This window comes from Hymenobacter radiodurans, assembly GCF_004355185.1.
Taxonomy (GTDB): domain Bacteria; phylum Bacteroidota; class Bacteroidia; order Cytophagales; family Hymenobacteraceae; genus Hymenobacter; species Hymenobacter radiodurans.
Genome location: NZ_CP037922.1, coordinates 4,091,438 through 4,118,393, shown reverse-complemented (window position 1 = coordinate 4,118,393; position 26,956 = coordinate 4,091,438). Strand labels below are relative to the sequence as shown.

Annotated in this window: 27 protein-coding genes; 23 read left to right on the top strand and 4 right to left on the bottom strand. The window is 54.7% G+C overall.

Annotation, left to right across the window (positions count from 1 at the left end):
* Position 1: 1 nt before the first annotated feature.
* The 16 genes from EPD59_RS18705 to EPD59_RS18635 all read left to right on the top strand — a co-directional run bounded on the left by EPD59_RS18705 (position 2) and on the right by EPD59_RS18635 (position 15,127).
* Complete coding sequence (locus EPD59_RS18705; RefSeq protein WP_133274112.1) at positions 2–2,134, top strand: TolB family protein; 2,133 nt, start codon at positions 2–4, stop codon at positions 2,132–2,134.
* 41 nt (positions 2,135–2,175) lie between these two features.
* Positions 2,176–3,294 carry a BamA/TamA family outer membrane protein gene (locus tag EPD59_RS18700; RefSeq protein WP_133274111.1) on the top strand — a complete coding sequence of 373 codons (1,119 nt, stop codon included), beginning with the start codon at positions 2,176–2,178 and terminating at the stop codon, positions 3,292–3,294.
* Positions 3,295–3,516: 222 nt separating this feature from the next.
* On the top strand, positions 3,517–4,158 hold the full coding sequence (locus tag EPD59_RS18695; protein ID WP_133274757.1) for a heme exporter protein CcmB: 642 nt from the start codon (positions 3,517–3,519) through the stop codon (positions 4,156–4,158).
* 150 nt (positions 4,159–4,308) lie between these two features.
* A complete protein-coding gene (locus tag EPD59_RS18690) occupies positions 4,309–4,980 on the top strand; it encodes a cytochrome c biogenesis protein (protein ID WP_133274756.1) in 672 nt (223 codons plus the stop codon).
* Entirely contained in the window at positions 4,961–5,188 is a 228-nt protein-coding gene (locus EPD59_RS18685) for a CcmD family protein (protein ID WP_205703444.1), read from the top strand. The genes EPD59_RS18690 and EPD59_RS18685 overlap by 20 nt, the downstream gene beginning before the upstream one ends.
* A gap of 84 nt (positions 5,189–5,272) precedes the next feature.
* Complete coding sequence (locus EPD59_RS18680) at positions 5,273–5,701, top strand: cytochrome c maturation protein CcmE domain-containing protein (RefSeq protein WP_133274110.1); 429 nt, start codon at positions 5,273–5,275, stop codon at positions 5,699–5,701.
* A 246-nt stretch (positions 5,702–5,947) separates the two neighbouring features.
* The gene (locus tag EPD59_RS23870; RefSeq protein WP_317128399.1) at positions 5,948–6,154 is read left to right on the top strand and encodes a hypothetical protein; all 207 of its coding nucleotides are present in this window, start codon (positions 5,948–5,950) and stop codon (positions 6,152–6,154) included.
* Positions 6,115–8,553 (top strand): cytochrome c biogenesis protein CcsA, encoded by a 2,439-nt coding sequence (gene ccsA, locus EPD59_RS18675; protein WP_317128398.1) that lies wholly within the window; start codon positions 6,115–6,117, stop codon positions 8,551–8,553. The genes EPD59_RS23870 and ccsA overlap by 40 nt, the downstream gene beginning before the upstream one ends.
* Before the next feature lie 189 nt (positions 8,554–8,742).
* Complete coding sequence (locus tag EPD59_RS18670) at positions 8,743–9,579, top strand: Rossmann-like and DUF2520 domain-containing protein (protein ID WP_165963658.1); 837 nt, start codon at positions 8,743–8,745, stop codon at positions 9,577–9,579.
* 16 nt (positions 9,580–9,595) lie between these two features.
* The gene (locus EPD59_RS18665) at positions 9,596–9,976 is read left to right on the top strand and encodes a 2Fe-2S iron-sulfur cluster-binding protein (RefSeq protein WP_240731495.1); all 381 of its coding nucleotides are present in this window, start codon (positions 9,596–9,598) and stop codon (positions 9,974–9,976) included.
* A gap of 131 nt (positions 9,977–10,107) precedes the next feature.
* Positions 10,108–10,344: a Fe-S cluster assembly protein IscX gene (gene iscX / locus EPD59_RS18660; RefSeq protein ID WP_133274108.1), complete on the top strand. Its 237-nt coding sequence runs from the start codon at positions 10,108–10,110 to the stop codon at positions 10,342–10,344.
* An 89-nt stretch (positions 10,345–10,433) separates the two neighbouring features.
* On the top strand, positions 10,434–10,937 hold the full coding sequence (locus tag EPD59_RS18655) for a KdsC family phosphatase (protein ID WP_133274107.1): 504 nt from the start codon (positions 10,434–10,436) through the stop codon (positions 10,935–10,937).
* A gap of 138 nt (positions 10,938–11,075) precedes the next feature.
* On the top strand, positions 11,076–11,270 hold the full coding sequence (locus EPD59_RS18650; protein WP_133274106.1) for a cold-shock protein: 195 nt from the start codon (positions 11,076–11,078) through the stop codon (positions 11,268–11,270).
* A gap of 134 nt (positions 11,271–11,404) precedes the next feature.
* Positions 11,405–12,322, top strand: coding sequence for a geranylgeranylglycerol-phosphate geranylgeranyltransferase (locus EPD59_RS18645; protein ID WP_133274105.1), 918 nt, complete (start codon positions 11,405–11,407; stop codon positions 12,320–12,322).
* 111 nt (positions 12,323–12,433) lie between these two features.
* A complete protein-coding gene (locus tag EPD59_RS18640) occupies positions 12,434–13,636 on the top strand; it encodes a BamA/TamA family outer membrane protein (protein ID WP_165963657.1) in 1,203 nt (400 codons plus the stop codon).
* 282 nt (positions 13,637–13,918) lie between these two features.
* Positions 13,919–15,127 (top strand): glycosyltransferase, encoded by a 1,209-nt coding sequence (locus EPD59_RS18635; RefSeq protein WP_133274103.1) that lies wholly within the window; start codon positions 13,919–13,921, stop codon positions 15,125–15,127.
* On the opposite strand, the gene EPD59_RS18630 is transcribed toward EPD59_RS18635, so the two are convergent.
* From EPD59_RS18630 to EPD59_RS18620, 3 genes are read right to left on the bottom strand one after another with little or no spacing between them, the layout of a single operon-like run.
* Positions 15,124–15,723: an SAM-dependent methyltransferase gene (locus EPD59_RS18630; protein WP_133274102.1), complete on the bottom strand. Its 600-nt coding sequence runs from the start codon at positions 15,721–15,723 to the stop codon at positions 15,124–15,126. The two genes, EPD59_RS18635 and EPD59_RS18630, sit on opposite strands and share 4 nt — an antisense overlap.
* A complete protein-coding gene (locus EPD59_RS18625) occupies positions 15,720–16,484 on the bottom strand; it encodes a PIG-L deacetylase family protein (protein WP_133274101.1) in 765 nt (254 codons plus the stop codon). The genes EPD59_RS18630 and EPD59_RS18625 overlap by 4 nt, the downstream gene beginning before the upstream one ends.
* Positions 16,485–16,507: 23 nt before the next feature.
* On the bottom strand, positions 16,508–17,680 hold the full coding sequence (locus tag EPD59_RS18620) for an acyl-CoA dehydrogenase family protein (protein WP_133274100.1): 1,173 nt from the start codon (positions 17,678–17,680) through the stop codon (positions 16,508–16,510).
* 199 nt (positions 17,681–17,879) lie between these two features.
* On the opposite strand from EPD59_RS18620, the gene purH reads away from it, so the two are divergent.
* The 7 genes from purH to rodA all read left to right on the top strand — a co-directional run bounded on the left by purH (position 17,880) and on the right by rodA (position 25,539).
* Entirely contained in the window at positions 17,880–19,415 is a 1,536-nt protein-coding gene (gene purH / locus EPD59_RS18615; protein WP_133274099.1) for a bifunctional phosphoribosylaminoimidazolecarboxamide formyltransferase/IMP cyclohydrolase, read from the top strand.
* Positions 19,416–19,660: 245 nt separating this feature from the next.
* Positions 19,661–20,686 carry a rod shape-determining protein gene (locus EPD59_RS18610; protein WP_084444085.1) on the top strand — a complete coding sequence of 342 codons (1,026 nt, stop codon included), beginning with the start codon at positions 19,661–19,663 and terminating at the stop codon, positions 20,684–20,686.
* 126 nt (positions 20,687–20,812) lie between these two features.
* Positions 20,813–21,727 carry a rod shape-determining protein MreC gene (gene mreC / locus EPD59_RS18605; protein WP_133274098.1) on the top strand — a complete coding sequence of 305 codons (915 nt, stop codon included), beginning with the start codon at positions 20,813–20,815 and terminating at the stop codon, positions 21,725–21,727.
* Entirely contained in the window at positions 21,724–22,251 is a 528-nt protein-coding gene (locus tag EPD59_RS18600) for a hypothetical protein (protein WP_133274097.1), read from the top strand. The genes mreC and EPD59_RS18600 overlap by 4 nt, the downstream gene beginning before the upstream one ends.
* A gap of 111 nt (positions 22,252–22,362) precedes the next feature.
* Positions 22,363–24,195: a penicillin-binding protein 2 gene (gene mrdA / locus EPD59_RS18595; protein ID WP_133274096.1), complete on the top strand. Its 1,833-nt coding sequence runs from the start codon at positions 22,363–22,365 to the stop codon at positions 24,193–24,195.
* 52 nt (positions 24,196–24,247) lie between these two features.
* Positions 24,248–24,949 (top strand): FtsW/RodA/SpoVE family cell cycle protein, encoded by a 702-nt coding sequence (locus tag EPD59_RS23865; protein ID WP_317128396.1) that lies wholly within the window; start codon positions 24,248–24,250, stop codon positions 24,947–24,949.
* Positions 24,949–25,539, top strand: a complete 591-nt coding sequence (gene rodA / locus EPD59_RS23860) for a rod shape-determining protein RodA (RefSeq protein ID WP_317128395.1) — start codon at positions 24,949–24,951, stop codon at positions 25,537–25,539. The genes EPD59_RS23865 and rodA overlap by 1 nt, the downstream gene beginning before the upstream one ends.
* 86 nt (positions 25,540–25,625) lie before the next feature.
* Here rodA and EPD59_RS18585 read toward each other — a convergent pair whose 3' ends face one another.
* Positions 25,626–26,924, bottom strand: a complete 1,299-nt coding sequence (locus EPD59_RS18585; RefSeq protein WP_133274095.1) for a hypothetical protein — start codon at positions 26,922–26,924, stop codon at positions 25,626–25,628.
* Positions 26,925–26,956: the final 32 nt, after the last annotated feature.

Here is a 26,956-nt window from a genome sequence, read left to right as displayed (position 1 = left end):
TATGGAGCACCTATCCTTTTCTATAACGCGTCGGCTTTGGGTGACTGGGGCACTACTGGGCGTACTGCTGGGGGCTGGTGAGGCCCAAGCCCAAACGGCCCAAGAACAGTTTGGACGCGTGCGCATCCAGTACAAAGATTTTGACTGGCAACTGTTCAGCACCCAGAACTTCAATATCTATTACTATGCTGGCGGCGAAACCACCGCTCGCAGAGCCGCCGAGTACGCCGAAAAAGAACTGCAACGCGTGTCTTCCCTCATCGGCTACTATCCCTACTCCAAGACCACGCTCATGCTCTATAACTCCGTGGGCGACCAGCGGCAGAGCAACATTGGCTTGGACAGCGACAAGTATCAAACCGGTGGCGAAACCTCGCTGCTACGCATGAATAAGGTGCAAATCGCCTTTCAGGGCCAGCAAACGTTGTTCAAGCGCGATGTAAGCTCCCAGATTACGCGGGTGCTACTGAATGATATGATGTATGGCGGCTCGCTGAAGGAAGTTATTCAGAGCACCTACTTATTACAGTTGCCCGAGTGGTTTATCGCCGGCGCATCATCTTACGCCGCCGAGGGCTGGAGCGTGGAGATGGATGACTACATGCGTGATATGACCCAGCAGTACGAGGGCACCAAAACCGCCCCGTTCTTTCTGCGCAATCCGCAACTAGCGGGCCAGAGCGTCTGGAATTACATTGCGGAGCGCTACGGTTACACCACCATCCAGAATATTCTGAACCTCACGCGCATAACCCGCGATGTGGAAGTGGGTATCAGCAGTTCGCTGAATGTACCATATAAGGTATTCCTGCGCGATTGGCTGGCTTACTACCGCCAACTAAATGCTCAGCCAGTAGTGCCCCTGGTGTTGCCAGATGAGAAAAATCAGATTGTAAGCAACAACCGCAAAGCGGTATTGTATTCGCAGCCAGTGCTGAGTCCCAACGGTCAGCGGCTGGCGTATGTGGTCAACGACCGTGGCCGCTACCGCGTGATGACCGTCAACCGCAACGGCTCTGGACGAAACACTATTCACCGCAGCGGCTACAAAACACCTGATCAGCTGGTAGAAAACCGCCTGCCAGTGCTGGCTTGGCGCGGCAACGGTCAGGTGGCCGTAGCGGAGATGGATAAAGGCTACATGACGCTGCGCCTGCGCCCTGCCGACGCTGGTGTAGTAAATAGCGTGCTTTCCAATTTGCGTGAAGCTTTGCCTTTCAGCAAAGGCGGCTCGTCTATTTTCAAACCGTTCTCCCAAGTGCTTGACTTGGCGTACTCACCCGACGGGAAGTCGTTGGTCTTCAGTGGTACGCGTGGGGGGCAAAATGACCTGTATCTGTTGCGGGCTGGCAGCCGGACGCCCGAGCGCATCACCAACGATCTGTTCGACGATGTGCAGCCCGTCTTCCTGCCCAACGGCGCGGGCATTGTGTTTAGCTCTAACCGGTGGTCGGATGGCACGGCGGAAGGTAACTTTGCCAGCGTGGTCAACAACTATGATTTGTTCTTGTATCACCTCGATGGGCGAGAGCAGCCGGTGGAGTCGCTGGTGAGCACTATTTCCAACGAAGGCCGCCCCCGGGCCTTATCTGATACCGAGATTCTGTACTTGGGCGAAGAAAGCGGCATTCGCAGCCTGTACCGCTACTCACTCACTACGCGTCAGCGGACGGCCGCCAGTAACTTTTCCACCAACCTCAAAGACTTCGACTTCAATGCCGCTACCGGCACGTTGGGCTTCATTGCCTCCGACCGGGCCCGCGACATGGTGTATGTGTACCCCACCTACGCCTTGCCGGAGAATATGACGTTGGCCAAAACAGCGCGCCAGGAAATTCTGGAAGAGCGGTCGGCGCCACCGCCGCCAGCGCCCGCACCTGCTCCGGTTCAAGAGCCCACGCCAGCGCCGGCACCAGACTCAACTTCTACTCTTGCAAGCGAGCCTGGGGGGCAAATTGCTACTGATTCGACGGCCACGCCGCAGCCGCAGGTTGCTCAGCAGAAGGCAGAGGAGCCCATCAACACCAGCAACTACGAGTTTGATGAGGATGCGCCCACGCGGACCAATGCCCGTCGGCGCTCGGCAACGGCCGCTAACCTACCCACCGCTCCCCCGCCGATGCCTTCGCGCTGACGGGCCCCTATCGCTATCGTCCGCAGTTCAGCATCGATAATGTGGTGTCGTCGCTGTACGTTGATCCGTTGCTGGGCTTTGGTTTGATTGGGCAGGCCAACATGACGGACTTGTTTGAAAACCAGCGTATTCAGGCCGGTATTTTTGGCCTCACTGATTTGAAAACCAGTAATATATACGCGGAATACACCGACCTGCGCCGCCGCTACGACTGGAGCATACGCTACCAGAAACAGGCCTATTTCTTCGACCTTACGGGGCTGGGCCGCACCCGCTACGGTCGCCACGAGGTGGCACCTACCATTGCGTACCCACTCACGCACAACCTGAGCTTGCGCGGCGGGCCGCGCTTTGTGAACGTGAACCGCACGCTGATTAACGTGTTCGACGACTCGCTGGATATAAACCGCAATTATCTGGGCCTGACTGGTGAACTGGTGTATGATAACGCCATTGCTACCGGCGTGAACATGCTGCAGGGCACGCGCATGAAAGTGGGCGTCATGAAGCTGAATAGCCTCGACAACAAGTCGCAGAACTTCGGCAAGATCTACGTGGATCTGCGTCACTATCAGAAAATTCACCGTCAGATTATTTGGGCCAACCGTGCCAGCTACGGCCAGTTCTTTGGCGATACACGGCAGCAATTCCGCCTTGGCGGCATGGACAACTGGTTGAACAATGACTATCAAGACGACCAGCGCATCTTGCCTTCCACCTACGACCCCACGCAGATGTTCTACCAGCAGTTTGTGACCAACCTGCGCGGGTTTGACTATAGCAAGCGCATCGGTCCGAAATATGTGTTGTTCAATTCCGAGCTGCGGGTGCCTATTATCCAGTATATCACGCGCAAACCCGTAGAATCAGGATTCTTCCGCAACCTGCAGCTGACTGCTTTTGCTGATGCTGGCTCGGCTTATTCTGGCCCGAACCCATTCAACGAAAATAACTCCTTCAACACCCAGATAGTAGGTGGCAATGGGAATGCCTTCACGGCTACCGTAGTCAATTTCCGCAACCCTTTGCTCGTCGGCTACGGCTTCGGTATTCGGACCACTTTGCTGGGTTTCTACGGAAAAGGAGATATCGCCTGGGGGCAGGAAGACTATAATCAACTGGGTCCCAAACTCTACTTTACGCTCGGCTACGACTTCTAAAGAGGAAGCTTTCAATTCTCTTTTCAAGCCAGAATACATTCGAAAAAGCCCCCGGAAATAATCTGGGGGGCTTTTTTGTGGTTGGTATAGGTTAGCTGATTCTGTAGCCTACACCTTAAACATCAGGCTCGAAGCAGTAAAAACCAGCGGCCAGCGACTATCTTTGTGGTCCCATTCACTAGTCCCGTGGCCGTGCTACTCCTTCGTGAGATTTGGTATTTAATGCAGAAGGATTTTCGTCTGGAATGGCGGCAGCGGGCGGCGCTGAACGGGATGCTGCTGTACGTAGGCAGCACCGTATTTGTCTGTTACCTCAGCTTTGCGCTACGTGGGGGGCAATTACCCGCTCCGGCCTGGAATGCCCTGTTTTGGATCATCCTGCTTTTTACGGCTGTAAATGCGGCCGCCAAAGGCTTTTTGCAGGAAAGCCGGGGCCGTCTGCTCTACTACTACACGCTGGTGCGGCCGCAAGCCGTGATTCTGGCCAAAATTGCCTACAACGCGGTGTTGCTGCTGGGCTTGGCGCTGGTTGGCTTTGCCCTGTACGCCGTGGTGCTGGGCAATCCGGTGCAGGATGTGCCTCTCTTTGTTGGCAACGTTGGGCTGGGCGCCGTGGGCTTTGCTACCACGCTCACGCTGGTGTCGGGTATTGCCTCCAAAGCCACCAACAGCAGCACGCTCATGGCCGTGCTCGGCTTTCCCATCATGATTCCGATGCTGCTACTGCTCATCAAGGTTTCCAAAAATGCCCTCGATGGGCTGGAGTTTGAGGCGAGCAGCGGTTCTCTATTGACGCTGTTGGCTCTGAACCTGATTGTGACGGCCGTGTCGTACCTGCTGTTTCCTTTTTTGTGGCGCGGCTGATTGTAAAACCGCTGGAAATGAGTGATAAGAATCAAGAAAAAGCCCCCGCAAGTCGTCACAAATCACCGTGTCAACTTGTTGTTTTGCAGAAGGATTTGTTGATAAGTCGTTGGGCTTGTTTTTCCATTCACCGTTTTGCTTCTCATGTCTATAAAAAGAAACTGGTGGAAAGTGCTCGCTATCGTGTTGGTATTGTACACGGTAGTAGCAGGGTTGTTGGTACCGGTGCCGCGGCTAGATATTGTGAATGAAAGCATTCGCAACCTCTACTTCCACGTGCCCATGTGGTTCGGCATGACCATTATTCTGACTACTTCGGTCATTTACTCTATTCGGTACCTGCGCACGCCAACGGCTCGCCTCGACACCCTGGCGCACGAGTCAGCCAAGACCGGCATTGTGATGGGAATGCTAGGGCTGGCAACGGGCAGTATATGGGCGCGCTACACTTGGGGCGCCTGGTGGACCTCCGACCCACGCCTCAATGGAGCCGCCATTGCGATGCTTATTTACGGGGCTTATATTGTACTACGCTCATCTTTCACCGATGAGCAGCAGCGGGCGCGCATCAGCGCCGTGTACAATATCTTTGCGTTTGCGGCGGCCATTCCGCTGCTTTTTGTGTTGCCGCGCCTCACCGATTCGCTGCATCCTGGCGCGGGCGGCAACCCCGGTTTTAGCAACTACGACTTGGATAGCAACATGCGCATGGTATTCTATCCCGCCGTCATCGGCTGGACGCTCATTGGCTTCTGGATTACGCAAGTGAGCAGCCGCCTCGAATTTCTCAAACAGAAGATCTATGAAAAACAGCTGGCGTAACGCCTTTTTGCTCCTGCTGACGCTGCTTGCCACCGTTGGGCAAGCAGTAGCGCAAACTGCCAACACCCCTGAAATGGCAGATGCTCTGCGCCAAAGCGGCAAAATCTACGTGGTCGTAGCCGTGATTTTGATTGTAGTCATCGGGCTAATTGGCTACCTGATTTCTCTCGACCGCAAAGTGAGCCGGTTGGAAAAAGAGATTCGCTAAACGAGTTACCATCTAAAATTGCCCCCCAAGGATTTTTCACCCGGCTTTAGTTGTTCAGATTAACCGACCCGCACTCTTCGCAACATGAAAAAAACCCACATCCTCGCCATCGCTGTAATTGCCATTGCTATTGGTATCATTATGAGCGCAGCCGGCGATGCCAGCGTGTATGTATCCTTCAAGGAAGCCCGTGAGCGAGCCGCCGAGGGTAACCTGACGAAAGTACACGTGGTAGGTCGCCTGCCCCGCGACAATCAGAAAAATATTACGGGCCTGGAATATAATCCCACTCTCGACCCTAACTACTTCGCTTTCACGCTGGTAGACACTAACCGGATAGCGCAGCGGGTTATTTACTTCAATCCCAAGCCTCAGGATTTTGACAAGTCGGAGCAGGTGGTAATTACCGGTGCTATGCGCAACGACATCTTCGTGGCCGACAAGATTTTGCTGAAGTGCCCCTCCAAATACGTGGAGACAGAAGTGAAAGGCGCAACGGCCTCAGTTAATTAAGTACTTCTTCAGCGAGTTGAAATGGAGAGTGGCTGTCCATTTCAGCATGCAGCATGTCGCCGAGAATTACTCTGAAGGATATGTAGCTGCCGCTCATTTTTATCCTTTTAGCTCGGCTCTGGTTTATGAGCGGTGAGGCTTCTGGAAGAGAATAAAAACTCATCCACTCACGCCGCAAAGCACATTAAAAAACGGGTACTGACTGGGTAATTCGTGTCAGCCGCCCCTCCACTTTACCCGATAAACATGATTAATACCTTCATCGGCGACCTCGGACACATAAGTGTCATTATAGCGTTTGTGGCCGCCATCGTAGCGGCGTATGCTTATTATATGGCAACCAGTCGCCGCCCCTTAGGCGATGACGATGTTGCCTGGCGGCGCTTGGGTCGGGGGCTTTTTTGGTGCACGGCGTGGCGGTGCTGTCCATTATCGGCTGCTTGTTCAGCCTGATTTATGGCCACCGCTACGAGTATTATTACGTGTGGAGCCACTCCAGCAACCATTTGCCGGTGCACTACATGATTTCCTGTTTCTGGGAAGGGCAGGAGGGTAGCTTCCTGCTCTGGATATTCTGGCACGTAGTGCTGGGCTTAGCTATCATTCGCTTTAATAAGAAGTGGGAAGCGCCCGTGATGACGGTGTTTGCCGGCGTGCAGCTTTTCCTGACTTCCATGATTCTGGGCGTGGTAATCGGGGAGCTGAAAATTGGCTCATCGCCGTTTATTCTGTTGCGCGACTTCCTCACCGACTTGCCCGTCTGGAAAACCGACCCCAACTTCATTCCCAAAGACGGTACCGGTCTGAATCCCTTGCTCCAGAACTACTGGATGGTGATTCACCCCCCAACGCTCTTCTTGGGCTTTGCGCTTACCCTCGTGCCGTTTGCATTTGCCATTGCTGGCCTGTGGAAAGGGGAGTTGAGCAAGTGGGTAAAGCCCGCTCTGCCCTGGACGTTGCTTGGCGCTTTGGTCTTGGGCGTGGGTGTGATGATGGGTGCTTACTGGGCCTACGAAACCCTGAACTTCGGCGGCTACTGGAACTGGGACCCGGTGGAAAATGCGGTGTACATTCCTTGGCTGGTACTTGTGGCTTCCATCCATGGCATGATCCTATGGAAGCGCAGCCGCCTAGGCTTGCGCACCTCTTTCGTGCTGGTTATTGCAACCTTCTTGCTCATTCTGTACGCCACCTTCCTGACCCGTAGTGGTGTGCTGGGTAATGCTTCAGTGCACTCCTTCACCGACTTGGGCTTGTCGGGTCAGTTGCTGATTTATATGGGCTTCTTCTTTGTGGTGGCCATCAGCATGCTGGTATGGCGCTGGAAGAGTATCCCGATTTCCGAGAAAGAGCTGACTACGTATAATGCCGAATTATGGGTGTTCGTAGGGGCCACGGTGTTGTGTCTTGGTGCCTTCCAGGTGTTGGTAACGACGAGCATTCCCGTTTACAACTCTTTCCTGGGCTTCCTAGGCATCAAGTCCAACCTCGCTCTACCCGCCGACCAGATTGCTCATTACACCAAAATACAACTGTATATCGGCGTAGGAGTAGCCTTGCTTTCGGGTTTAGCGCAGGTGATGTGGTGGCAGAAGAACGACAAGCAAAGCCTGATGAACTCGCTGGCCGTGCCCGGTATTCTGACCTTGCTGGGAGCAGCGCTGGTAATTCTGCTGGTGCGCTACAACAAGCTGCAAATGGAGCCCACCTACATTCTGCTCCTCACGGCGGCGCTGTTTGGAGTGTTGGCCAACCTAGGAATGGTGCTTAGCCTGATGATGAGGCGCGTGAGCATATCGGGTGGGGGTGTAGCCCACATTGGTGTAGCACTGATGCTATTGGGTATTTTGGCATCGGCTGGCTATTCCAATATTATCTCCGCAAACGTATCGGGCCTGGTGTATTCGCGCGAATTTCCGGAGGAGATAAACCGCGACAACGTACTGCTTTGGCGTAATGATGTTGCGCCGATGGGTAAGTATGATGTAACCTATACCGGTCAGTACTTCGAGGTGCCCGGTATGCCCGAGTATGTCAACAAAGAGCTTATCTATCGCACCGATGATGAGTACAAGGTTATTGCCCGCGGCGATATAAAGCTTAAGGACAAGACCTATTATAAGGTTGGCGATACGCTCGAAATTCTGCCAGAAAACACCTATTACCGAGTTGAGTATAAAAACCGCGAGACGCAGGAAGCTTTCACGCTTTTCCCGCGGGCGCAGGTAAACGAAGAGATGGGTTTGCTGGCCTCACCGGCGCTCAAGCAGTTCGTTGACCACGATATTTACTCTCACATTAGCACCGTGCCCGACCCAAGTAAGGAGAAAGACTGGACGGAGGTAAAAGAGCACGAGATTACCGTGGGCGACACGATTTTCCTCAACGATTACTTTGCGGTGCTTCGCGCCATTGAACCAGCTCATCAAACTGCTGGTCTGGGTCTGAAGCCCGGCGACTTAGCTATTCAGGGCGACTTTATCGTGCATGGGGAGAAGAAAAAGTACCACGTTCACCCCATGTTTGTTGTGCGTGACCGGCTTATTGGCCGCGTACCCGATGAGGTAGAAGATCTGGGCCTGCGTCTGTCTTTTATCAACGTAGATCCTGAAAAGGGCAAATTCACCTTCGGCGTCAGCACCACAGCTAAGGATTATATTATCCTCAAAGCGGTAGAGAAGCCTTTTATCAACCTGCTCTGGAGCGGCACGCTGCTCATGACGGTTGGTTTTGGAATGGCCTTCGCAAAGCGCCGCCGCGAGCTGCGCGAAAATGCCGTTCAACCTGCTCCCGCAGATACGAGCACCATCATAAAAACACCCGCGCCGCGCCGGGCAGAATCGGTGGCTTAATTAAGCTTATCCACAAAAAAGCCCCCAGTAAATATCTGGGGGGCTTTTTTTATGGATAAGCAGTGCTATTTCCAGGTGCCCAAACTGATGAATGCTATTTTGCCTTATATCAAGTCTGATTACCCTGCAGCGCGAGCCTTTTCCTGCCAGCACAATAGAATCAGGGGATTAAGCACTTTCTTGCGGCCGATGAGTACACTTCAGCCCACATTTGCCCCCCAGCGTATTGCCTTGCTAGGCGCGGGGCGGGTGGCCAGCCAGCTAGGCCCTGCGTTGCTACAAGCTGGCCACCGGGTAGTCTCTGTTTGGAGCCGAACGACAGCTAGCGCCCAAAGCCTGGCTAACCAGTTGCCCGGAGCGGCTGTCAGCCTCCACCTCGATTTTGCCGCCCAGCCGCCCGCCGATTTATATCTGCTTTCGGTACCCGATGCGGCCGTGCCGGAGGTGTTGGCCACCGCTACGTTTCCAGCTGGTGCCTTGGTAGCGCACACGGCGGGCGCTTTACCATTGGCTCTCTTTGAAGCGTATCCTAAGGTGCGGGGGGGCGTCTTTTACCCCCTGCAAACGTTTAGCCCCGGCCGCATAATAGATTGGCATGCCGTGCCACTTTGCATTGAAGCTGCCGATGAGGCCGGGCAAGCTTTGCTGCTGGCGCTGGGGCATAGCCTGAGCAAAATGGTGCAGCCGGTGGCTACACTTCAGCGCCAGCGCCTCCACGTGGCGGCCGTATTTGCCAGCAACTTTACCAATCACCTATTAGGCATCAGCCATGCCTTGCTAACAGAGGCAAAACTGCCTTTTGAGCTACTGGCGCCCTTGCTGCGCGAAACCGTGGAAAAAGCACTAGCTGCCCCGCCTTTCAGCGTACAAACCGGGCCCGCCGCCCGCCGCGATGCCCCTACGCTGGCCCGTCATCAGGCTGAGCTAACCGCTCACCCAGCTTGGTTAGCTTTATATAAGTCGTTGAGTGACAGTATTCAACAGCAATTGCCCCCCGCCGAACTAAACAACGAGGCAGGGTTGTAGCTTTGATTCGGGACAGGTGGTGCGTACCTTCGTGCCCGCAATTGCCCCCCACGAACCCAATTTTGTGAATACCATTAACATCACCTTCCAGTTTCAGGATGGCCAGCCCGCGCAGACCCATGTGGCAGCCCAAGGCGAGTCGGTGCTGGACGTGGCCCTCAACAACGATATTCAACTTCAGCACAACTGTGGCGGTGTGTGTGGTTGCAGCACCTGCCACGTGTATGTGCTGCAAGGCGAAGATGGATTACCTGAGATTTCTGATAAAGAAGAGGATTTCATCGACCGCGCCGTGAACCCGCGCATCAATTCCCGGCTGGCCTGCCAGTGCGTGGTGCAGGCTGAAGGCAACGATCTGGTTATCCTTATTCCGCCTCAGGATTTCCTGGGTCATTAAGGCTACGTTTAAAAGTAGGGAATGACAGATACAGCCAGTTAAAAACTGCCTTACAGCACTTTAGGCCGGCTTTCTCTCTTCTCAACTCCAACCTTTGCCTATCTACCTTCTGAACTTTCCAACGCCCAGATATGAATCATTTCGAGCCCCCCATTAAGTGGAGCGACCACGAGGATATCGCCATTGCTCTTTACGAAAAGTTTGGCGATGACTTTACGGAGGCAAAAATTTACCGCATCCGCTTCACCGAACTGCTGGAATGGGTACTTACATTGCCTAACTTCGAAGGCACCCGCGAACAGGCCAACGAAGGTCACCTGGAGCAGATTCAGGCTAAGTGGGTGTACGAGTGGCGTGATAATCAATAAAGCATCCTACTAAGTTACATGGTTGGGTAAGGAAATGGCTGGTCGTTTTACGAATGCCATTTCCTTACCCAACCATTCTTGTTTATACAATGGATCCAACCATTACTCCTTCTAAATTGCTTGCTATTCAAGCGTTTATCCTTGACGTAGACGGCGTGCTTACCGATGGTACCATGCTGGCCTTGAATTCGGGTGAGCAGGCGCGGGCTTTTCACATCCGCGATGGGTATGCGATTCGCTATGCCCTGACTAAAAGCTACCGGATCGTGGTTATTTCGGGTAGGGAGGAAGAAGGTGTTCGCAAGCGCCTAGAGTCGTTGGATGTTCGTGACATCTATTTAGGTGTGGATGATAAGATGAAGATCTTTAACACCTACATCAATTTGCACCGCCTCGACCCGGCGCACATTGCCTATATGGGCGACGACCGCCCAGACGTGGAAGTAATGCGCCGGTGTGCAGTAGCAGCCTGCCCCGCCGACGCCGCCACCGATGTACGCGAAATCAGCAATTACGTGTCGAAGCTGCCCGGCGGCCACGGGGCCGTTCGAGAGTTGATAGAAGCAGTAATGCGGGCTCAACAAACCTGGTAGTGTCTGGTAATGCAGACGTTACGGCCGAGTAAGTGGGTCGTTCTTTACTAGGGAGTATGGATTGGGGCAAGTTGTGTTTTTCTAAAATCCATTTATATTTACCCCATCATCCATTCAACCCATTTTTTTATTTTTTTCATGAAAACAGGAACCGTAAAATTCTTTAATGAGTCGAAGGGCTACGGCTTCATTACAGATGACAATACGAAGGAGGACTTCTTCGTACACATTACCGGTCTTAACGGGGGCCAAATCCAACAGAACGACCGCGTAGAGTTTGAAACGCAGGAAGGCCGCAAAGGAGTAAACGCGGTAAACGTAAAGCGCGTGTAGGTTTTCCTACCTGAATTTTACTTTTCAGAAAGCCTCTCCCATCTGGAGAGGCTTTCTTTTTGCGTGTTTGGGGAGGATATTTGCCATCTTACTTCGTGGGGGCATTTTTATAGGGTCTCTCTGGTTTTCTAGTTATGCAGTCTTCCGTTGGGTCCGCCACATTTGTATCCGCACCAGGGGCCACCGAGCCGCGTGGGTGGCGCCCGGTCATGCGGCTGGTACGCCTGCCCAACTTGCTGCTCATGGGGCTGTGCCTGCTGCTCGTGCGGGCATGCCTGCTCCAGGCACCTCAGCAGCTGCTCAGCGCCTCGTTTGGCCTACTCATTCTGGCATCTTTGTGTGTAGCGGCTGCCGGCTATATCATCAATGATTACTACGACGTCAAGATTGATAGCATCAACCGCCCGGCGCAACTAGTGGTCGGGCGCGTCATCAACCGCCGTCATGCCATGATGGCGCACTTGGTGCTTACAGGGATAGGCGTATTGGTTGCGGGGGTGTTGTCGCCATTGCTGGGGCTGGTGCATATGGGGTCGGCGCTGCTGCTGTGGGGCTATTCAGCGCGGTTTAAGCGTTTGCCGCTGGTAGGTAATGTGAGCATTGCCACGCTTACGGGCGCATTGGTGCTGCTCCCCGAACTGCAATTACGCACTGGCCAATCGGCGGTGTGGGTGTACGCATTGGCTGCGTTTCTGCTCACTGTAGTTCGGGAGGTCATTAAGGATGTGGAAGATATGCGCGGTGACGCCGCACACAAATGCCTGACACTGCCCATCGTGTGGGGAGTAGCGCGTACCAAGTGGGTAGCCGGATTCTTTCTGCTCAACCTACTGGTGCTGGTTGGGACGGCCAGTGGTCAGGCGTTATTTGTGACGAGTGACCAAGGGCTTGGCTTATGGTTAGCCATCACGGTATTAATGCCCTTGCTAGGGCTGGCGTGGCGCCTTTTGCGCGCCGACCGGAGGCTTCATTTTACTACGTTAAGTGCTTGGTGTAAATGGATTATGCTCGCAGGTGTGCTTTCTATGCTGTGGCTGGCAGGCGGGAGCTAAAACAGTTTGGCTAGCTAAACCGTTAGCGTTGAAAACTGAATGACATTTACTACCTTTTAGGTGGGTATGTGCTGGAGCTCGGTTTATCCATCCTTTCTACCAAGCCATTTTATGCGCTTCATTTATTCGCTGCTGACGCTGAGTGTGTTGGCGGCAGCCCCTAGCGCTTTCGCGCAAGTCACTCCAGCCACTGATTCAACCACTACCACTGCTCCAGCGCCCGGCCTTAGCCAACCGCGCAAATTAGCCAGCGACAAGCCCAGCTTTATTCCGGTGCCGATAGCGTTCTATCAGCAGGAAACGGGCTTTGCAGCCGGGGCAGCGATTTTGCCTGTATGGCGCTTCGGCACCGATACCACGGTGCGCAAGTCGAATGCCCGCCTGATTGCCTGGTTTAGTCAGGAAAAGCAAAGTACCATTCAGCTTACGCACACCATTTTCACGCCCGGCGAAAAGCTATTCTTATCAGGCGAGTTGAGCCGATATGATCAGAAGCTGTTTTATTATGGTGTTGGCAACGATAACCGTGAGGAGGCAGAGTCGGACCTGGAATTCAAGCTCATCGTATTTGATGAGAAAGTGATGCCGCGCATCGCCCCCAATTTGTTCGTGGGCCTGCGCTACCGACTCACCAGCCTCACCGATATTACGGCTCCTGATAACGCCGAAGATGGTGGTGCTAACTACTTTCTGCGCGATCCGCGCATTGATCCTCGCGAGCGGGAGAACACCCTTAGCTCCGGCATCGGCCCCTCCTTGCTCTACGACGGGCGCGACAACGTACTGGCTACCTATAGCGGCAATTTTGTGGACGCTCATGTGCTAGTGAATGGTGGTGCGCTGGGCAGCGATTTTAAGTTTACTCGCTATCAGTTGGATGCCCGCCACTTTCAGCCCTTGTTTGGCTCTAACAACACGATTCTGGCTTTGCAATACCTCACCCAGCTGCATACCGGCAATGTGCCATTCCGGGAAATGGGCGGCTTGGGGGCCAATTTGGGTGGTGCCATCTACAACAACTCGGGCCTGATGCGGGGCTTGTACGAAACCCGCTTCCGCGACCGGCAGATGATGACCTTTCAGGCAGAAGTTCGTCAAAAGCTCTTCTGGCGCATCGATGCTGCTGCCTTCTTGGGCGCTGGTCAGGTAGGGTATAAACTCTCAGATTATACCTTCGACGGCACCAAGTTCGCCGGGGGCGCCGGTCTACGTTTCCGCTTCAACCGCCGTGACCGCCTCAACGTTCGCCTCGATTATGCTGGCGGCACTGATACGCCACCTAGTATTTACTTCGCCGTAGGCGAAGCGTTTTAAGGCATTCATTTCCGCCAAAAAGCCCCCAGTTGTTATTCGGCTGGGGGCTTTTTCTGTAGTTGATGCAGCCTCATGGTGCGCTTCGACTGAAGTACGAAACTACTAGTCTCTGCCTGATTCCACTTTTGGGTATGCAAAGCATTTTAATTCACTGATCAGGTTGACCAATATGAGGTGGATGAATGTAATTTATATGACTGATAGTTAGCGATATAGCACAAGAGCACGCTTTTAATATAAGTCATAAAAAACCGCGCCTTATCTGGTTCGTAAGCCCGACAGATGGAGCACAGTTCACCAGCCCGATTTCACGCCGCCCAAGAGGCCACGGCCGCTCCTCCACTTGTCTGGTTAGTAGCGACGCCGCCAGCGGCTGAGTTATTCGTTTCAGTGGTTATTCCTGCCAAAGACGAAGCGGAAAACCTGCCTTTGGCTTTGGCCGCATTGGCAGCCCAAACTGACTTGCAGAACCGGCCACTACCGACGGGCAGCTATGAAATTATTGTGCTGGCCAACAACTGCCACGATCAGACCGCGGCCGTTGCGCGGGCTTTTGCCCGTCTCCATCCCCAGCTTAATCTGCACGTTGCTACCATAACGCTGCCACCGGCTCAAGCGCACGTGGGGGGCGCCCGCCGCCTGCTTATGGACGAGGCCTGCCATCGGTTGGAAACCGTGGGGCAACCACTGGGCCTGATTGCCAGCACCGACGCCGACACGCAGGTTAGTAAGACTTGGCTTGCGGCTATGATATCCGAAGCCGCTGCCGGCGCCGAGGCAATTGGGGGGCGAATTCTGACTACGCCTTCCGCAAGCCTGAAATCCGCCGTACGCCGCTATCACCTGCGCGATGCTTCGTACCAGCTATTACGCGCTCAGCTGGAGCATTTGCTTGATCCGGACGCCGTCGACCCTTGGCCTCATCACCATCAACACTTTGGCGCGAGTCTGGCGCTTACGGCGCGGGCTTACCGCCGCGTAGGTGGGCTGCCGGCCGTTAGTTTTTTGGAAGATGAAGCCCTCGTGCGGGCCCTGCGCCGCCACGATATCAGCGTGCGCCACAGTCCGCAGGTACGCGTGTTTACCTCTGATCGACAGGATGGGCGGGTGGCCGTGGGCCTTTCCTGGCAACTGCGCGTGTGGGCCACAATGAGCGCGGAGCAACATGAGCCCTTAGTAGAAAGCGGTTCCTACTTATTTGCTTTATGGCAGGCCCGACAAGCATTGCGCGTGCATTGGCAGGCTAGCCGCACCAGTATGCCCGCCGCCATTGGCAACCACGGCTTTAGTAATGAGTTGGCTTCCACGCTGCACGTGCCAGTAGTTGGGCTGATAAAAGCGTTTTATCGGGTCTCCACGTTCGGAGAGCTATGGGAATGGGTGCAGACGCAGCAACACAAAACAATGCGCTGGACCCACCGCTGGCCTTTGGTGCCTCTTAGTCAAGCCCGCATTGAGCTTCGCCAGCTGATTGGGCAACTGGGGGGCTAAATTTTCTCCAGCAAATCCAGCCGATACTGTTCATGGCGTTGGCCGTGCAAGTGGCGCAAGGGGCCATTGGCTAGGGCTTTTTGCAGGAAAAAATCATGTACCTCATCGCCAGTAAGTGGATAATCATGCACTGGTGGGGTCCAGTGCACAAGCAATAATTGCCCCCCAGGCGCTAATCCCGCCACTATTTGGTCGGCGGCGCGTGTCAAATCAACGGGCGACCAGTAGTAGCCGACTTCGGACACCATAATTAAATTGAACGCGGCCGAGTCCGGAAATTCTTCGGGTACGCGCAACAGCCGAAACTCTACCTGCGGCAAATGCGCGCACCGCTGGCGGGCACGTAGCAAGGGCGCTTCCGCAACATCTACCGCCAACAAATGCCCACATCGGGTTGCTAATTGTTCGGTGAGCACTCCCAAAGAGCAACCAATTTCGAAAGCCCGCGCGTACTGGGAATGGGGCAGCGCCGCCAGCGTTGTAGCGTATTTCTCCCGCTCGTAAGGGCTGGTTTCAAAGCCCCACGGGTCTTCGTTGGCCCGATATACATCGTCGAAGTAGGCTGGGGGCAAAGTGTTGGGCTGCTTTGGGTTCATAACGATACAGAGTTACCCTCCGATTTAAATTCGAGGTATACTTCAAATGGCTGGGCAAAGTGCGCCAGCATTCCCGGCGAAAGCTGAAAGCCAGTAGGGTCGTCGTCAATCAGATTGGTAAGCTGGGAGCGGTGCGCAGCAATGGCTTGCTGTTTCTGGCTCAGAACTGACGTGATGTCCAGACGCCAGCCTACCACCTCGCCAGGTTGGGGCAAGTCGAGAGGCGCTGCTCGTTCCCATGCCCACACTACGTATTCTAAGAGGCGTGGTGGCGCAGGGAGTTGAGCTAACGCCGCCCGCACGAGCTGACTGGTAGCGCGATGGTCGGGATGCGGGTCGCGCCGCCAAGGAACCAGAATGGTAGTGGGAGAGAGTTGACGTATATGCATTCGTAGCTGCTCCACAGCAGCTTCAAAGCCTGCCGCGCCTGCTACAGGTACATTCCCATCGGGCAAGCCCATGTAGTGCGGAGCCGTTGTGAGGCCCAAGGCAAGTAATGCTGCCTCAAACTCTGTTTCCCGTAACTGCCGACGAGCGGCGGGCGGATATTTCTGCGAATTGGGGTGCGACATGGTCCCATCCGTAACCAGAATGGCCGTAACCGGCACTTGTGCCTGGCACAAAAGAGCCAGTAAACCACCGCAACCCAAGGATTCATCGTCGGGGTGAGGGGCAATAACTACCGTCGAGCCAAGTCGGGGGGCAAATTCAGCGGGGCGCAGCGGCAATTCGGCAAAAGAAAACGGGAAAGTTTCTGGCATATTTCAGGCAGCGAGCGGAGCTACTATTGCCAGAGGCGGTGGGCAGGCTCCGTTTGAGCTAACGCAAACCGGCCGGCGTCGGCGATTGCTGCATCGGGGGCGGGCTGGCGTAGGTAGTGAGTCAGGTCGCGGTGGAGGCGCTCGAAGGGCTCGGGGCGAAGCAGGCCGCGGGCTCCTACGCAGCGTTCCGCTAGTTGCAACGTCCGAAGGCATATATCCTCAATGGCCGTGCGCACCAAGTTGGCATACGCCACAGTGGCCCCAGCATCAAGCGTGGCCGCGGGGCGCGAGGCGTGGTCGGCGGCGCCTCGTAACCACAAATTACCGCCTTCAATCAAGCCCGCCAACTCGCCTAAGCGCATCTGCTGATATGGGTCATTGGTGCGGTTAAGCTCCTGTAGAAAGCGCCTGGTTTCGTTGAAAACTGCCTCCGCCGCGCCTAGCTGCACCGCCGCGAAGCGAATAGCACCCCCGCTGAAGTCGGGTTGCCGGTAATAATCGCCAGGCTGCCCCACCAAGTCCTCCTCACTGATTTCCAAGCCTGTCAAGTCGACCCGAAAGCTGGCCGTAGCCCGCATGCCCAGCGGCTGCCAGAAGCTAGCGTCGAGCGTGGGGGGCATTTTATCGGTTGGGAGAATGAACATCTGCCAGCCGCCGTCGGGTAGCGCACCGGTAATAAGGGGGCGCGTCACGTGGCCCGCGCCCGAGCCAAACGTTTTGCTGCCTGACAGTCGAAAAAGCCCCCCAGCCAGTGGTTCGAGGCGTACCCCATCGTCGGCCTGCGTATTCCAGACGCCAAACAGGTGGCCAGCATGAGCATCCTCTGCCCAGCGTCCTACCTGTTTGGGTTGGGAATAGCGCTGCATCAATTGCAACGCATTTACATGGCCTTCATACACGCGCCCAACGGCTAAGTTGCCGCGGCCAATATGCTTTAGAGTTCGGAGTAATGTAAGAGTGTGCACAGGCAGGTGCAGATCGGCACCGCCCAGCGCTTTGCTCAACGGCACTGTGAGCAAACCGGCTTCGCGCAACCACTCAAATTCCGCTACTGGAAAGCCGCCTTCCTCATCCGACACTGGAGCTTGCACCGCCAAGCGGGGCGCCAATGCCGCCGCCGCTTCCTCGGGTGCCAGGGAGCCAGTAGGAGCCGCTGCAACTGGCAAAATACGCTCTGTAACCTGTTCAGCTAGCATACACAACAGTAAAGTGGAATTAGCTCAACTGTGATTAGCACCTATAGGTTTGGTATGTATTGAAAAAAAGGTAGTTGATAGAGAGCCAGTCTTGCCATAAAGAGGTCGTATCATAATTCCGTACCCGAAAGAATTTGGTAGGGGCAAAGGCAGAGACCTACCTTCGTACTGTCATTCTTTCAGCCAAATCCCCTTTGCCATGTCGTCTCAGCCCATTCGCTCCGCGCTTATTTCTGTTTATTACAAAGACCGTTTGGAGCCGCTAGTGGCGGTGCTCAAGCAGCACGGCGTCAAACTGTACTCAACGGGCGGAACGCAGCAGTTTTTGGAGCAGCAAGGGGCAGAAGTAACCGCCGTGGAAAGTCTGACCGGATTTCCCGCCGTGTTCGGGGGGCGAGTCAAAACGCTGCACCCAAAGGTGTTCGGGGGCATTTTGCAGCGACGCCACGAAGCCAGTGATACTAAGGAGGCGGAGCAGCACGACATTCCGCCCATCGATCTGGTGATAGTGGACCTGTACCCGTTCGAGGAAACGGTGGCATCGGGCGCGCCGGAGGCCGACGTGATTGAAAAAATTGACATCGGCGGCATTTCTTTGCTTCGAGCTGCGGCTAAAAACTTCCGCGACGTGCTCGTTGTCAGCGGCCGCGACCAGTACGAAGCCGTAACCGAGTTGCTCACGCAGAAAAACGGCGCTACCGATCTGGAAGACCGTCGGCACTACGCCGCTGCCGCTTTCGCTGCTACCTCGCACTACGACACCCAGATTTTCAACTACATAAGCCAAGGCACCGACCTGGGGGGCAAATCTTTGCGCGTAAGTCAGCAGCCGGCCACGCCTCTGCGCTACGGCGAGAACCCGCATCAGGCAGGTACTTTCTATGGTGATTTATCGGCTCTTTTCGATCAACTGCACGGCAAGCAGCTTAGCTACAACAACTTGGTCGATGTTGACGCTGCCGTGGCTCTCATGGCTGAGTTTGAGGATGGCCAGCCCGCCTGTGCTATTCTAAAGCACACCAATGCCTGCGGCGTAGCCCAGGCCAGCACGCTCCACGATGCTTACCTGCAAGCCCTCGCCTGCGACCCTGTGTCGGCTTTTGGAGGCGTTATCATTGTGAATAAGCCCGTGGACGAAGCCACCGCGGAAGAACTGAACAAACTTTTCTTCGAAGTGCTCATTGCGCCCGAGTTTAGTGAGGCAGCGCTGCCCATTCTGCAAAGCAAGAAAAACCGCATTCTGTTGCGCCAAAAGCCAGTTGCATTGCCTGCTAAACAGATTAAAACACTGCTCAACGGCATCGTAGAGCAGGATTTCGACCGCCAAACGGAAACTGCCGCTGACTTCAAAGTCGTAACGAAATCGGCGCCTACCGCCGAGGAAACGGAGGCTCTGGTATTCGCGGCCAAAGTTTGCAAGCACACCAAGAGCAATACCATTGTGTTGGCGCGGCCGGGCCAGCTGCTGGCTTCCGGCGTAGGCCAAACCTCGCGAGTAGATGCCCTCAAACAGGCTATCGAGAAAGCCAAAGCGTTTGGCTTCGATCTGCAAGGCGCTGTAATGGCCTCCGACGCCTTCTTTCCCTTCCCCGATTGTGTCGAAATTGCCGGTCAGGCGGGTATTCGGGCGGTGGTGCAACCCGGTGGCTCTATCAAAGACCAAGACAGCATTGCCGCCTGCGACCAACTCGGCATGGCCATGGTCATGACGGGCGTACGGCATTTCAAGCATTAAATACTTGAAATATAGGGAGTCACGCAGAAATAATTGCGCGACTCCCTATATCGTCATCACTATACAGTTGGGAATGCTGGGGGGCTTTTTTGCCACAATTCCGGCGCTCTTTTTTCGTTAGAGGGCCGGTTTAACTACGGAGTGTCGTAATTTTTACTGGTAGCGCTTCCGTCAAACTTACGTACTTTTGCCCCCTATTTGCGTGGCGCAACCCGCGCATTATCTTCTAATTGCCGTAAAAATCAATGGGTTTTTTTAACTTCCTCACCAGCGATATCGCCATTGACCTGGGAACGGCCAATACCCTCATCATTCACAACGATAAAATCGTGGTGGATGAGCCGAGCATCATTGCCAAAGACCGTACTACCAATAAAGTAATTGCCGTGGGCCGGCAAGCGCAGCAAATGCACGAAAAGACCCACGACAACATTCGCACCATTCGGCCTTTGAAGGACGGCGTAATTGCTGACTTCCACGCCGCGGAGGAAATGATTAAGGGCATGATTAAGATGATTGACACGCGCAATCGTCTGTTCCAGCCTTCGCACCGCATGGTGATTTGCATTCCCTCCGGCATTACCGAGGTAGAGAAACGAGCTGTGCGCGACTCCGCTGAGCACGCCGGCGCCAAAGAAGTGTGGATGATTCAGGAGCCCATGGCGGCCGCTATCGGTATTGGCATCGATGTGGAGCAACCCGTTGGCTCTATGATTATTGACATCGGCGGCGGTACTACCGAAATCGCAGTTATTGCCCTGTCCGGTATTGTCTGCGACCAGTCTATTAAGACGGCTGGTGACGTGTTTAACCAGGATATTCTGGACTATATGCGCCGTCAGCACAACCTGCTGATCGGGGAGCGCTCGGCCGAGAAAATCAAAATCGAAGTGGGCGCTGCCCTCACCGAACTGGACGTTACACCTCCCGACTACGAAATCCGGGGCCGCGACCTGATGACTGGTATTCCGAAGGTGATTAAAGTAACGTCCTCTGAAATTGCTATTGCCTTGGATAAGTCGGTAGCTAAAATTGAGGAAGCCGTACTAAAAGCCCTGGAAATTAGCCCCCCAGAGCTATCAGCCGACATTTACGACAACGGCATTCACCTGACAGGTGGAGGCGCCCTGCTCCGCGGCCTCGATAAGCGCTTGGCCGCCAAAACCAAGCTTGCCATTCACATTGCCGAAGATCCCTTGCGCGCTGTAGTACGCGGTACCGGCGCCACAATTAAGAACTTGCAGGGCTTCCGTAGTGTTCTTCTTTCATAAGTAGCTAAACAAGTAAGTGGCTGGGGGTTAAGTGGTTGCTTGTTCTGCTCTTTGAACAGCCAGTCATTTAATCTCCAGCCTTTTGCTACGCTAAGCTCACCCATTTAACTATTTGCTTCTTTTCCTGTGCGTAATCTTTTCACCTTTATCTTCCGCTACCGGGGCATCCTGGTGTTCGGGCTATTGGAGGTGTTGAGTTTGTACTTGTTGATTAGAAATAGCTCGTATCAGCGGGCCGCCTTCTTCAATTCTGCCAATGCCTATGCTGGCCGAGTGCTGGAGATGCGCACTCAGGTACTGGATTATTTTCGGCTAGTTGATGTGAATAGAGGGTTGGTGGCTGAGAACGCAGCCTTGCGCCAGCAGCTCTACCGCCCCGATCTGGCCGGTCGGTTGCCCGATAGCCTCGCGCCCGTTGAGCCCTTGCGTCCGGCCCGCCGCGACTCTATTCTGCTCGGTTTGCGCCAGTTGCCCGCCACCGACCCTGATTACCCGCTTATTCCGGCCCGTGTGATCAGCAATACCCGTCGGCGGGTTGATAACTATGTGACTATTAACGCTGGCACTCGCGAGGGCGTGCGGCCGGGAATGGGCATACTGTCTGCCGATGGAGTGGTAGGCCGAGTGAAAGTAGCCAGCGAGCATTATGCTACGGCCACCTCCGTGCTACATTCCAAAACAGTTATTTCAGCCAAAATAAAGCGCGACGGTACCGAAGGCGGCATCAAGTGGCTGGGCGACGATGCTGCCCATGTGCTGCTAGACCAGATTCCGCGGCAAAATGAACTGGTGCGTGGCGACACCGTCCTTACTTCCGGCTACAATGCCGTATTTCCGGAAGGGGTGATGATTGGTACGATTGACGCTTTCAGCAAGGAGCCAGACAAGGACTTTTGGACCATCCGGGTGCGGCTGGCCGTGGATTTCTCGCGCCTGACTTATGTGTACGTGGTGAATAGCCGCCCCAAAGCGGAGCGCGACACGCTGCAAATGCGGGCAGGTGCGAAACCTGAGGACGAAGAAGAGATTTTAAAGCCATGAGAGCAGCCGGCGGATTTGTACTACACCTGATTTTGTTGGTTGTGTATGTGCTGTTGCACGTGCTGGTAGCCAGCAAGCTGGTGCTGTTTGATCTGGGCTGGTGCTTTTTCTACTTGGGCTTTTTGCTGTTTTTGCCCATTACCACGCCTATCGTCGTGCAATTGCTGCTAGGCTTTGGAGTGGGCATTACTATGGATATTTTCTACGATACGGGTGGAGTGCACGCTGCCGCCGCAGTGCTGCTGATGTACTTAAGACCATGGGTATTGCGACTGCTTACGCCCCGTGATGGCTATGATGCCGCCGACGCAGTGAATGTGCACCTGATGGGGGGGCAATGGTTTCTGGTTTACCTGGTTTTACTGGTCAGTATACATCACCTCGCATTTTTTCTGTTGGAACTGGGAAGTTTTCAAATTATTGGTGTTACGCTGATTAAAGTGATAGTAAGCACCTTATTCACGGGCATCACGCTGCTGATTGTACAGATGCTGTTTTTCCCGTCGCGACGGAGCAAGAGGTAGGAGTTGGGGGAGGGCCACTCGTCTTACAGACTAAGCAGTGAGCCTTTGTGTTGTGTACCTTTGTAATCCCAGGTACTGTGCTGGGGGCCTTTTTATTCAGTTTCTTTCGCTTTGCAATACCTTGAAGGTCGTAAGTATGTGGTGCAGACCATTTTCGTGGTCGTAGCCCTACTGTTTGCGGCGCGCTTATTTTACATCCAAGTGCTCGACGGCAGCTATAAGCTGGCCGCCGACCGCAACTCATTGCAGCGCATCGTGCAGGTGCCCTACCGGGGCCTCATCTTCGACCGCAATGGGAAGCTGATGGTGCAAAACACCCCCGTGTACGACCTGATGGTGGTGCCCCGCGAAATCAAACAGCTCGATACTCTTCGCTTATGCGAGCTTCTTCAACTGCCCATCGAGGAGTTTCGTCTTGCCCTGACGGCTGCCAAGACGTATTCGCGAGTAAAAGCCTCCCCCTTAATACAAAACCTTAGTACGCCGGAGTTGGCTGCTATCCAGGATAATCTGATCGATTTTCCGGGTTTCAGCATCAAGGCCCACATGGCCCGCTCTTACAAAACCGAGAATCTGGCGCACGCCCTGGGCTACGTAGGAGCTATTACTCCTAAGCTGTTAGAAAGCCCTCGATATGCTAAGTACGTTGCCGGCGACAACTTAGGAATCACAGGTCTGGAGTCTTTCTACGAGAAGACGCTAATGGGGCGGCGTGGGGTGCAATACCGCATGGTGAACGTGCGGGGCATAGAAAAAGGCGCCTTCCGGGATGGTGAGTACGACACACTATCCGTAGCTGGGCTCGACTTGCACACCAGCATCGACAGCGAACTGCAGGCGTACGGCGAGAAGCTGATGGCCCAAAAGCGGGGCTCTATTGTAGCTCTTGATCCGAAGACGGGCGAAATCCTCGCCTTCGTTTCGGCTCCGTACTTCGAGCCGGCTCGGCTTAGCGGCAAAGGCATGGGCAACCGTTATATGGACTTGCTCAACAACCCCGAACGGCCTCTTTTCAACCGGCCCCTGATGGCCACTTACCCGCCGGGCTCAGTATTTAAGCTGGTGAACGAGTTGGTGGCTTTGCAAATGGGCGTGGTGACGCCTTACACAAGTTTTCCCTGCAATCAACGGTTGGTGAAGTGTACTCACCGCCACGAGCCCCCCACCAATGTGGGTATTGCCATCAAGCAAAGCTGCAACCCCTATTTCTATCAAGTGATGCGCACGGCCATCATGCGCGGCCGTTCCAGCAACCCTAAAGAGGATGCCCGCTTAGGCCTAGCCGAGTGGCGCCGACAGGTAATGTCCTTCGGGCTGGGACAGGAGCTAGGAGTGGATATGGGCTCAGAGCGGAAAGGCTCCATTCCATCACCGGAACTGTACGATAAGATGTACGGTAAGCATGGCTGGAACTTCCGCACGATTTACTCCTTAAGCATCGGGCAGGGCGAAATTGGTATTACCGGTCTGCAAATGGCCAACATCATGGCTGCTATTGCCAACCGCGGCTATTATTACACACCTCATTTCGTGCGTGGTATTGGTCAGGGCGGGCCCCTGCCGGAGTATAAGGAGCGCCATTATACCAATGTAGACCCCCAACATTTCGACGCCATTATTCCGGGAATGCAGGCGGTGGTAGAAGGCCGCGGCGGCACCGGCAATCTGGCTAGTCTGGCTCAATTTGGTATTTCGGTAGCCGGCAAAACGGGTACTGTGCAAAATGCTCACGGCCCCGACCATGCTACCTTCGCAGCCTTCGCGCCCGCCGAAGACCCCCAGATTGCCATTGCTGTGTTTATCGAAAACGCCGGTTTTGGGGGTGGCTCTGCGGCCCCGATGGCAGCTCTGATGATGGAAAAATACCTGCGCGGCAAAGTTGAGCGCACCCAGTGGGAAACCTGGTTGGAGGGAGATGCTTCCAAGTTTATCAGAAAGCGCTGACGAAGCCACGAGGTAGTCAGCGCCAGATACAGTCGTTTTTGAATAACCCAAAATGCCCTCTTCACCCGCCAGATACAGTCGCAGCCTTGATTGGGTAACCATCGGCATTTATGCCTTGATGGTGGGCTTAGGCTGGCTGAATGTGTACGCTGCCAGCTACTCGCCCGATGCACCCGCCGGCTTTGCCGGCCAGAGCTTTCAGGAACTGATGGCCAATAACTGGTTTAAACAAATTATCTGGATCGGGACGGCCGTGGTGCTGATGGTCATCTTGGTGGTAGTCGATTATAAGGCCTACGATACGTTCGCCTACGTTTTCTACGCCGTGGTGGTCTTACTGCTGCTCGTTACCTTGTTCATTGCGCGGCCTATTGCGGGTTCCCGATCCTGGTTAGAACTGGGCCCGGTACGCTTGCAGCCGGCCGAGTTTGCCAAATTTGCCACCGCCCTAGCCGTATCGCGCTTTATGGCGGGCATCAATCTGCGGCACCAGAACTGGCGCGACCAAGCTGTGCTAGCCGGCATGACGCTGTTGCCGCCGCTGCTTATCATCGCCTCCAACGAAACTGGCCAAGCGCTCGTGTTCGGCGCGTTCCTGCTGGCTTACTTTCGCGAGGGAATGTCTCCGCTTATTCTCATTATTCTAGCTGCTGCGGGCGTCATTCTGATTCTGGCTTTGTTAATCCCCAAACTCTGGCTCATTGGGGTATCACCGTCATTCTGGGGGGCGTTTTTCTGGCTAATTCGCGGGTGATGCGCCACCATTTGCCTCTGTCCTTGAGTGTGTGGGCGGTAGTGGTTGGAATGGTATTCGGGGTCGACTTCTTTTTTAATCAGGTGCTCCAGCCGCACCAGCGCAAGCGCATTGAGGTGTTGATCAATCCGTCGGCCGACCCGCTGGGCGTGGGCTGGAACGTAACGCAGTCCAAGATTGCCATTGGCTCGGGTGGACTGATGGGCAAGGGATTCCTGGAAGGCACCCAAACCAAATTCGACTTCGTGCCCGAGCAAAGCACTGACTTTATCTTCTGCACCGTTGGCGAGGAATGGGGATGGATGGGCAGCTTAGTGGTAATTATCTTGTTTATGGCCCTGCTGATGCGCTTGGTATATGTGGCGGAGCGTCAGAAATCGGTGTTTGGGCGCACCTACGGCTACTGTGTGGCCAGCATTTTCTTCTTCCACTTCGCCGTCAATGTGGGCATGACAATCGGTTTGGCGCCAGTAGTCGGTATTCCGCTACCGTTATTTAGCTACGGCGGCTCCTCGCTTTGGTCATTCACCATTCTGCTATTTATCATGCTGGCAATTGACGCCTACCGCAAACAGGATTTGGTACGCTAAATAAGAGCAGTAGCGCTTCATTAATGACTTAGACCACCCATAAAAAAGCCCCCAGACGAATATCTGGGGGCTTTTTTATGGGTGGTCTAAGCAAACTTCCGATCGATGAGCTTCAGTAGCCGGCCGACGTGCTCCTCCTTGCGCGTCCAGTCGTATTTGGCGGCTAGATCCTGGGTCACATAGCGCTTAGCCGATTCCGGATCATTGAATGTATCTAGGTGCTGGATGGCGTTATGATACTCCATGTTCTCCCCATTAAACAGCTCATTGATAAAGCCAAACCGCTGATTAATAGAAATCGCCTCGCGGAGCGATTCCACTTTGGGGGGCTTTTCAGCTAAGGTAGCGCCAGCTTTTTCCGGCCGCAGTGTTTCGCTGAGCGGCGCTGTCGCGGAACGCTCCGCTTTGAGTTTCTCGTAGAGCGGTACGCTAGTTGGGGCGGCCTCCGTGATTGGCCGGCGAGGTGCTACAATCGGCTCATGAACCGGCTTGGGTTCAGGCGTTGGTGCTGGCGGAGGCACAAAAGCCGGTGTAGGCATGAAAGTAGGCGCCGCTACTGACGGCTGGGGGGCATTTTGCACCGGAACAGGTGTCGGGGCTACTGCAACTGGAGCAACTACTGGCTCTGGAGCGTTTGCTGGCTCACTAGGGCGCACGGGCTCAGGAACTTGTACAGGTTCTGGCTTAGGCGCAGGCTGCGGCTGAACCGGGCGAGGTGTTTCCGCAATGGGTATGGCGGGTGCACGCACGGGGCCATCGGCCCATAAATCGGCCTCGGTAAGCGGAAGCAAAGCGCTGAACTCCGCTACCAGTTTTTCCATCAACTGATGACCTTTATAGGTAGCTTCCTGATGCAGCCGGAAGCGCTCCAGTAGAAAATCGCGTTCCAGCGGCGCTTCTGGCGAGAGACTGTCGATAAACTCCCCGAACAAGTCTTTATTCAGATCCAGATACCGCAAAGCATCACGTAGTTGAGCAGCCGTTGCGGTCGGTTGATCACCCAGCAGCTTCTCTTCAAACGTCAGCACCGGATCAGTCACTACGCCCAGTGTGTCGGCTACGGCACGAGCTAACAAGGGCTCAAAAGCTCCCCGCGTCAGCTGGATGCGGCGCGAAAGCGTGTTCATAAACTGGGTGAGAGCCTGCCGCACGTCGGGCGCCTCAAAGTCGAAGTAGGGGCTACGCAATCGAGCCATTTCGGCCGTCCATTGGGCCAGCAATTGCTGCACAACCAACAGATTGACCTGCCGAATAGGGGTGAAACGCAGCACGGCGGGGCCATCGAGCGTGGCAGTGGGCTGGGGGCCAAAATGCTGGTCGCAGAGGTGAGCGGCCAGCCGGCGGCCGTAGTGTTCGCGCTTGGCGTGGCTATATTTGTCCTTCATTTTAGATCCTGATTCAATCGGCAATTTAGGGA

Bases quoted from the DNA above. Each gene is read 5' to 3' on its own strand.
- EPD59_RS18680 (WP_133274110.1), top strand. From the start codon at position 5,273: ATGAAAAAAACCCACATCCTCGCCATCGCTGTAATTGCCATTGCTATT.
- EPD59_RS18655 (WP_133274107.1), top strand. From the start codon at position 10,434: ATGGATCCAACCATTACTCCTTCTAAATTGCTTGCTATTCAAGCGTTT.
- rodA (WP_317128395.1), top strand. From the start codon at position 24,949: ATGCGCCACCATTTGCCTCTGTCCTTGAGTGTGTGGGCGGTAGTGGTT.
- purH (WP_133274099.1), top strand. From the start codon at position 17,880: ATGTCGTCTCAGCCCATTCGCTCCGCGCTTATTTCTGTTTATTACAAA.
- EPD59_RS18600 (WP_133274097.1), top strand. From the start codon at position 21,724: ATGAGAGCAGCCGGCGGATTTGTACTACACCTGATTTTGTTGGTTGTG.
- EPD59_RS18645 (WP_133274105.1), top strand. From the start codon at position 11,405: ATGCAGTCTTCCGTTGGGTCCGCCACATTTGTATCCGCACCAGGGGCC.
- EPD59_RS18625 (WP_133274101.1), bottom strand. From the start codon at position 16,484: ATGCCAGAAACTTTCCCGTTTTCTTTTGCCGAATTGCCGCTGCGCCCC.
- EPD59_RS18585 (WP_133274095.1), bottom strand. From the start codon at position 26,924: ATGAAGGACAAATATAGCCACGCCAAGCGCGAACACTACGGCCGCCGG.
- EPD59_RS18610 (WP_084444085.1), top strand. From the start codon at position 19,661: ATGGGTTTTTTTAACTTCCTCACCAGCGATATCGCCATTGACCTGGGA.
- EPD59_RS18695 (WP_133274757.1), top strand. From the start codon at position 3,517: ATGCAGAAGGATTTTCGTCTGGAATGGCGGCAGCGGGCGGCGCTGAAC.
- EPD59_RS18635 (WP_133274103.1), top strand. From the start codon at position 13,919: ATGGAGCACAGTTCACCAGCCCGATTTCACGCCGCCCAAGAGGCCACG.
- EPD59_RS18705 (WP_133274112.1), top strand. From the start codon at position 2: ATGGAGCACCTATCCTTTTCTATAACGCGTCGGCTTTGGGTGACTGGG.
- EPD59_RS18640 (WP_165963657.1), top strand. From the start codon at position 12,434: ATGCGCTTCATTTATTCGCTGCTGACGCTGAGTGTGTTGGCGGCAGCC.
- EPD59_RS18670 (WP_165963658.1), top strand. From the start codon at position 8,743: ATGAGTACACTTCAGCCCACATTTGCCCCCCAGCGTATTGCCTTGCTA.
- EPD59_RS18620 (WP_133274100.1), bottom strand. From the start codon at position 17,680: ATGCTAGCTGAACAGGTTACAGAGCGTATTTTGCCAGTTGCAGCGGCT.
- EPD59_RS23870 (WP_317128399.1), top strand. From the start codon at position 5,948: ATGATTAATACCTTCATCGGCGACCTCGGACACATAAGTGTCATTATA.
- EPD59_RS18650 (WP_133274106.1), top strand. From the start codon at position 11,076: ATGAAAACAGGAACCGTAAAATTCTTTAATGAGTCGAAGGGCTACGGC.
- EPD59_RS18685 (WP_205703444.1), top strand. From the start codon at position 4,961: ATGAAAAACAGCTGGCGTAACGCCTTTTTGCTCCTGCTGACGCTGCTT.
- EPD59_RS23865 (WP_317128396.1), top strand. From the start codon at position 24,248: ATGCCCTCTTCACCCGCCAGATACAGTCGCAGCCTTGATTGGGTAACC.
- iscX (WP_133274108.1), top strand. From the start codon at position 10,108: ATGAATCATTTCGAGCCCCCCATTAAGTGGAGCGACCACGAGGATATC.
- EPD59_RS18630 (WP_133274102.1), bottom strand. From the start codon at position 15,723: ATGAACCCAAAGCAGCCCAACACTTTGCCCCCAGCCTACTTCGACGAT.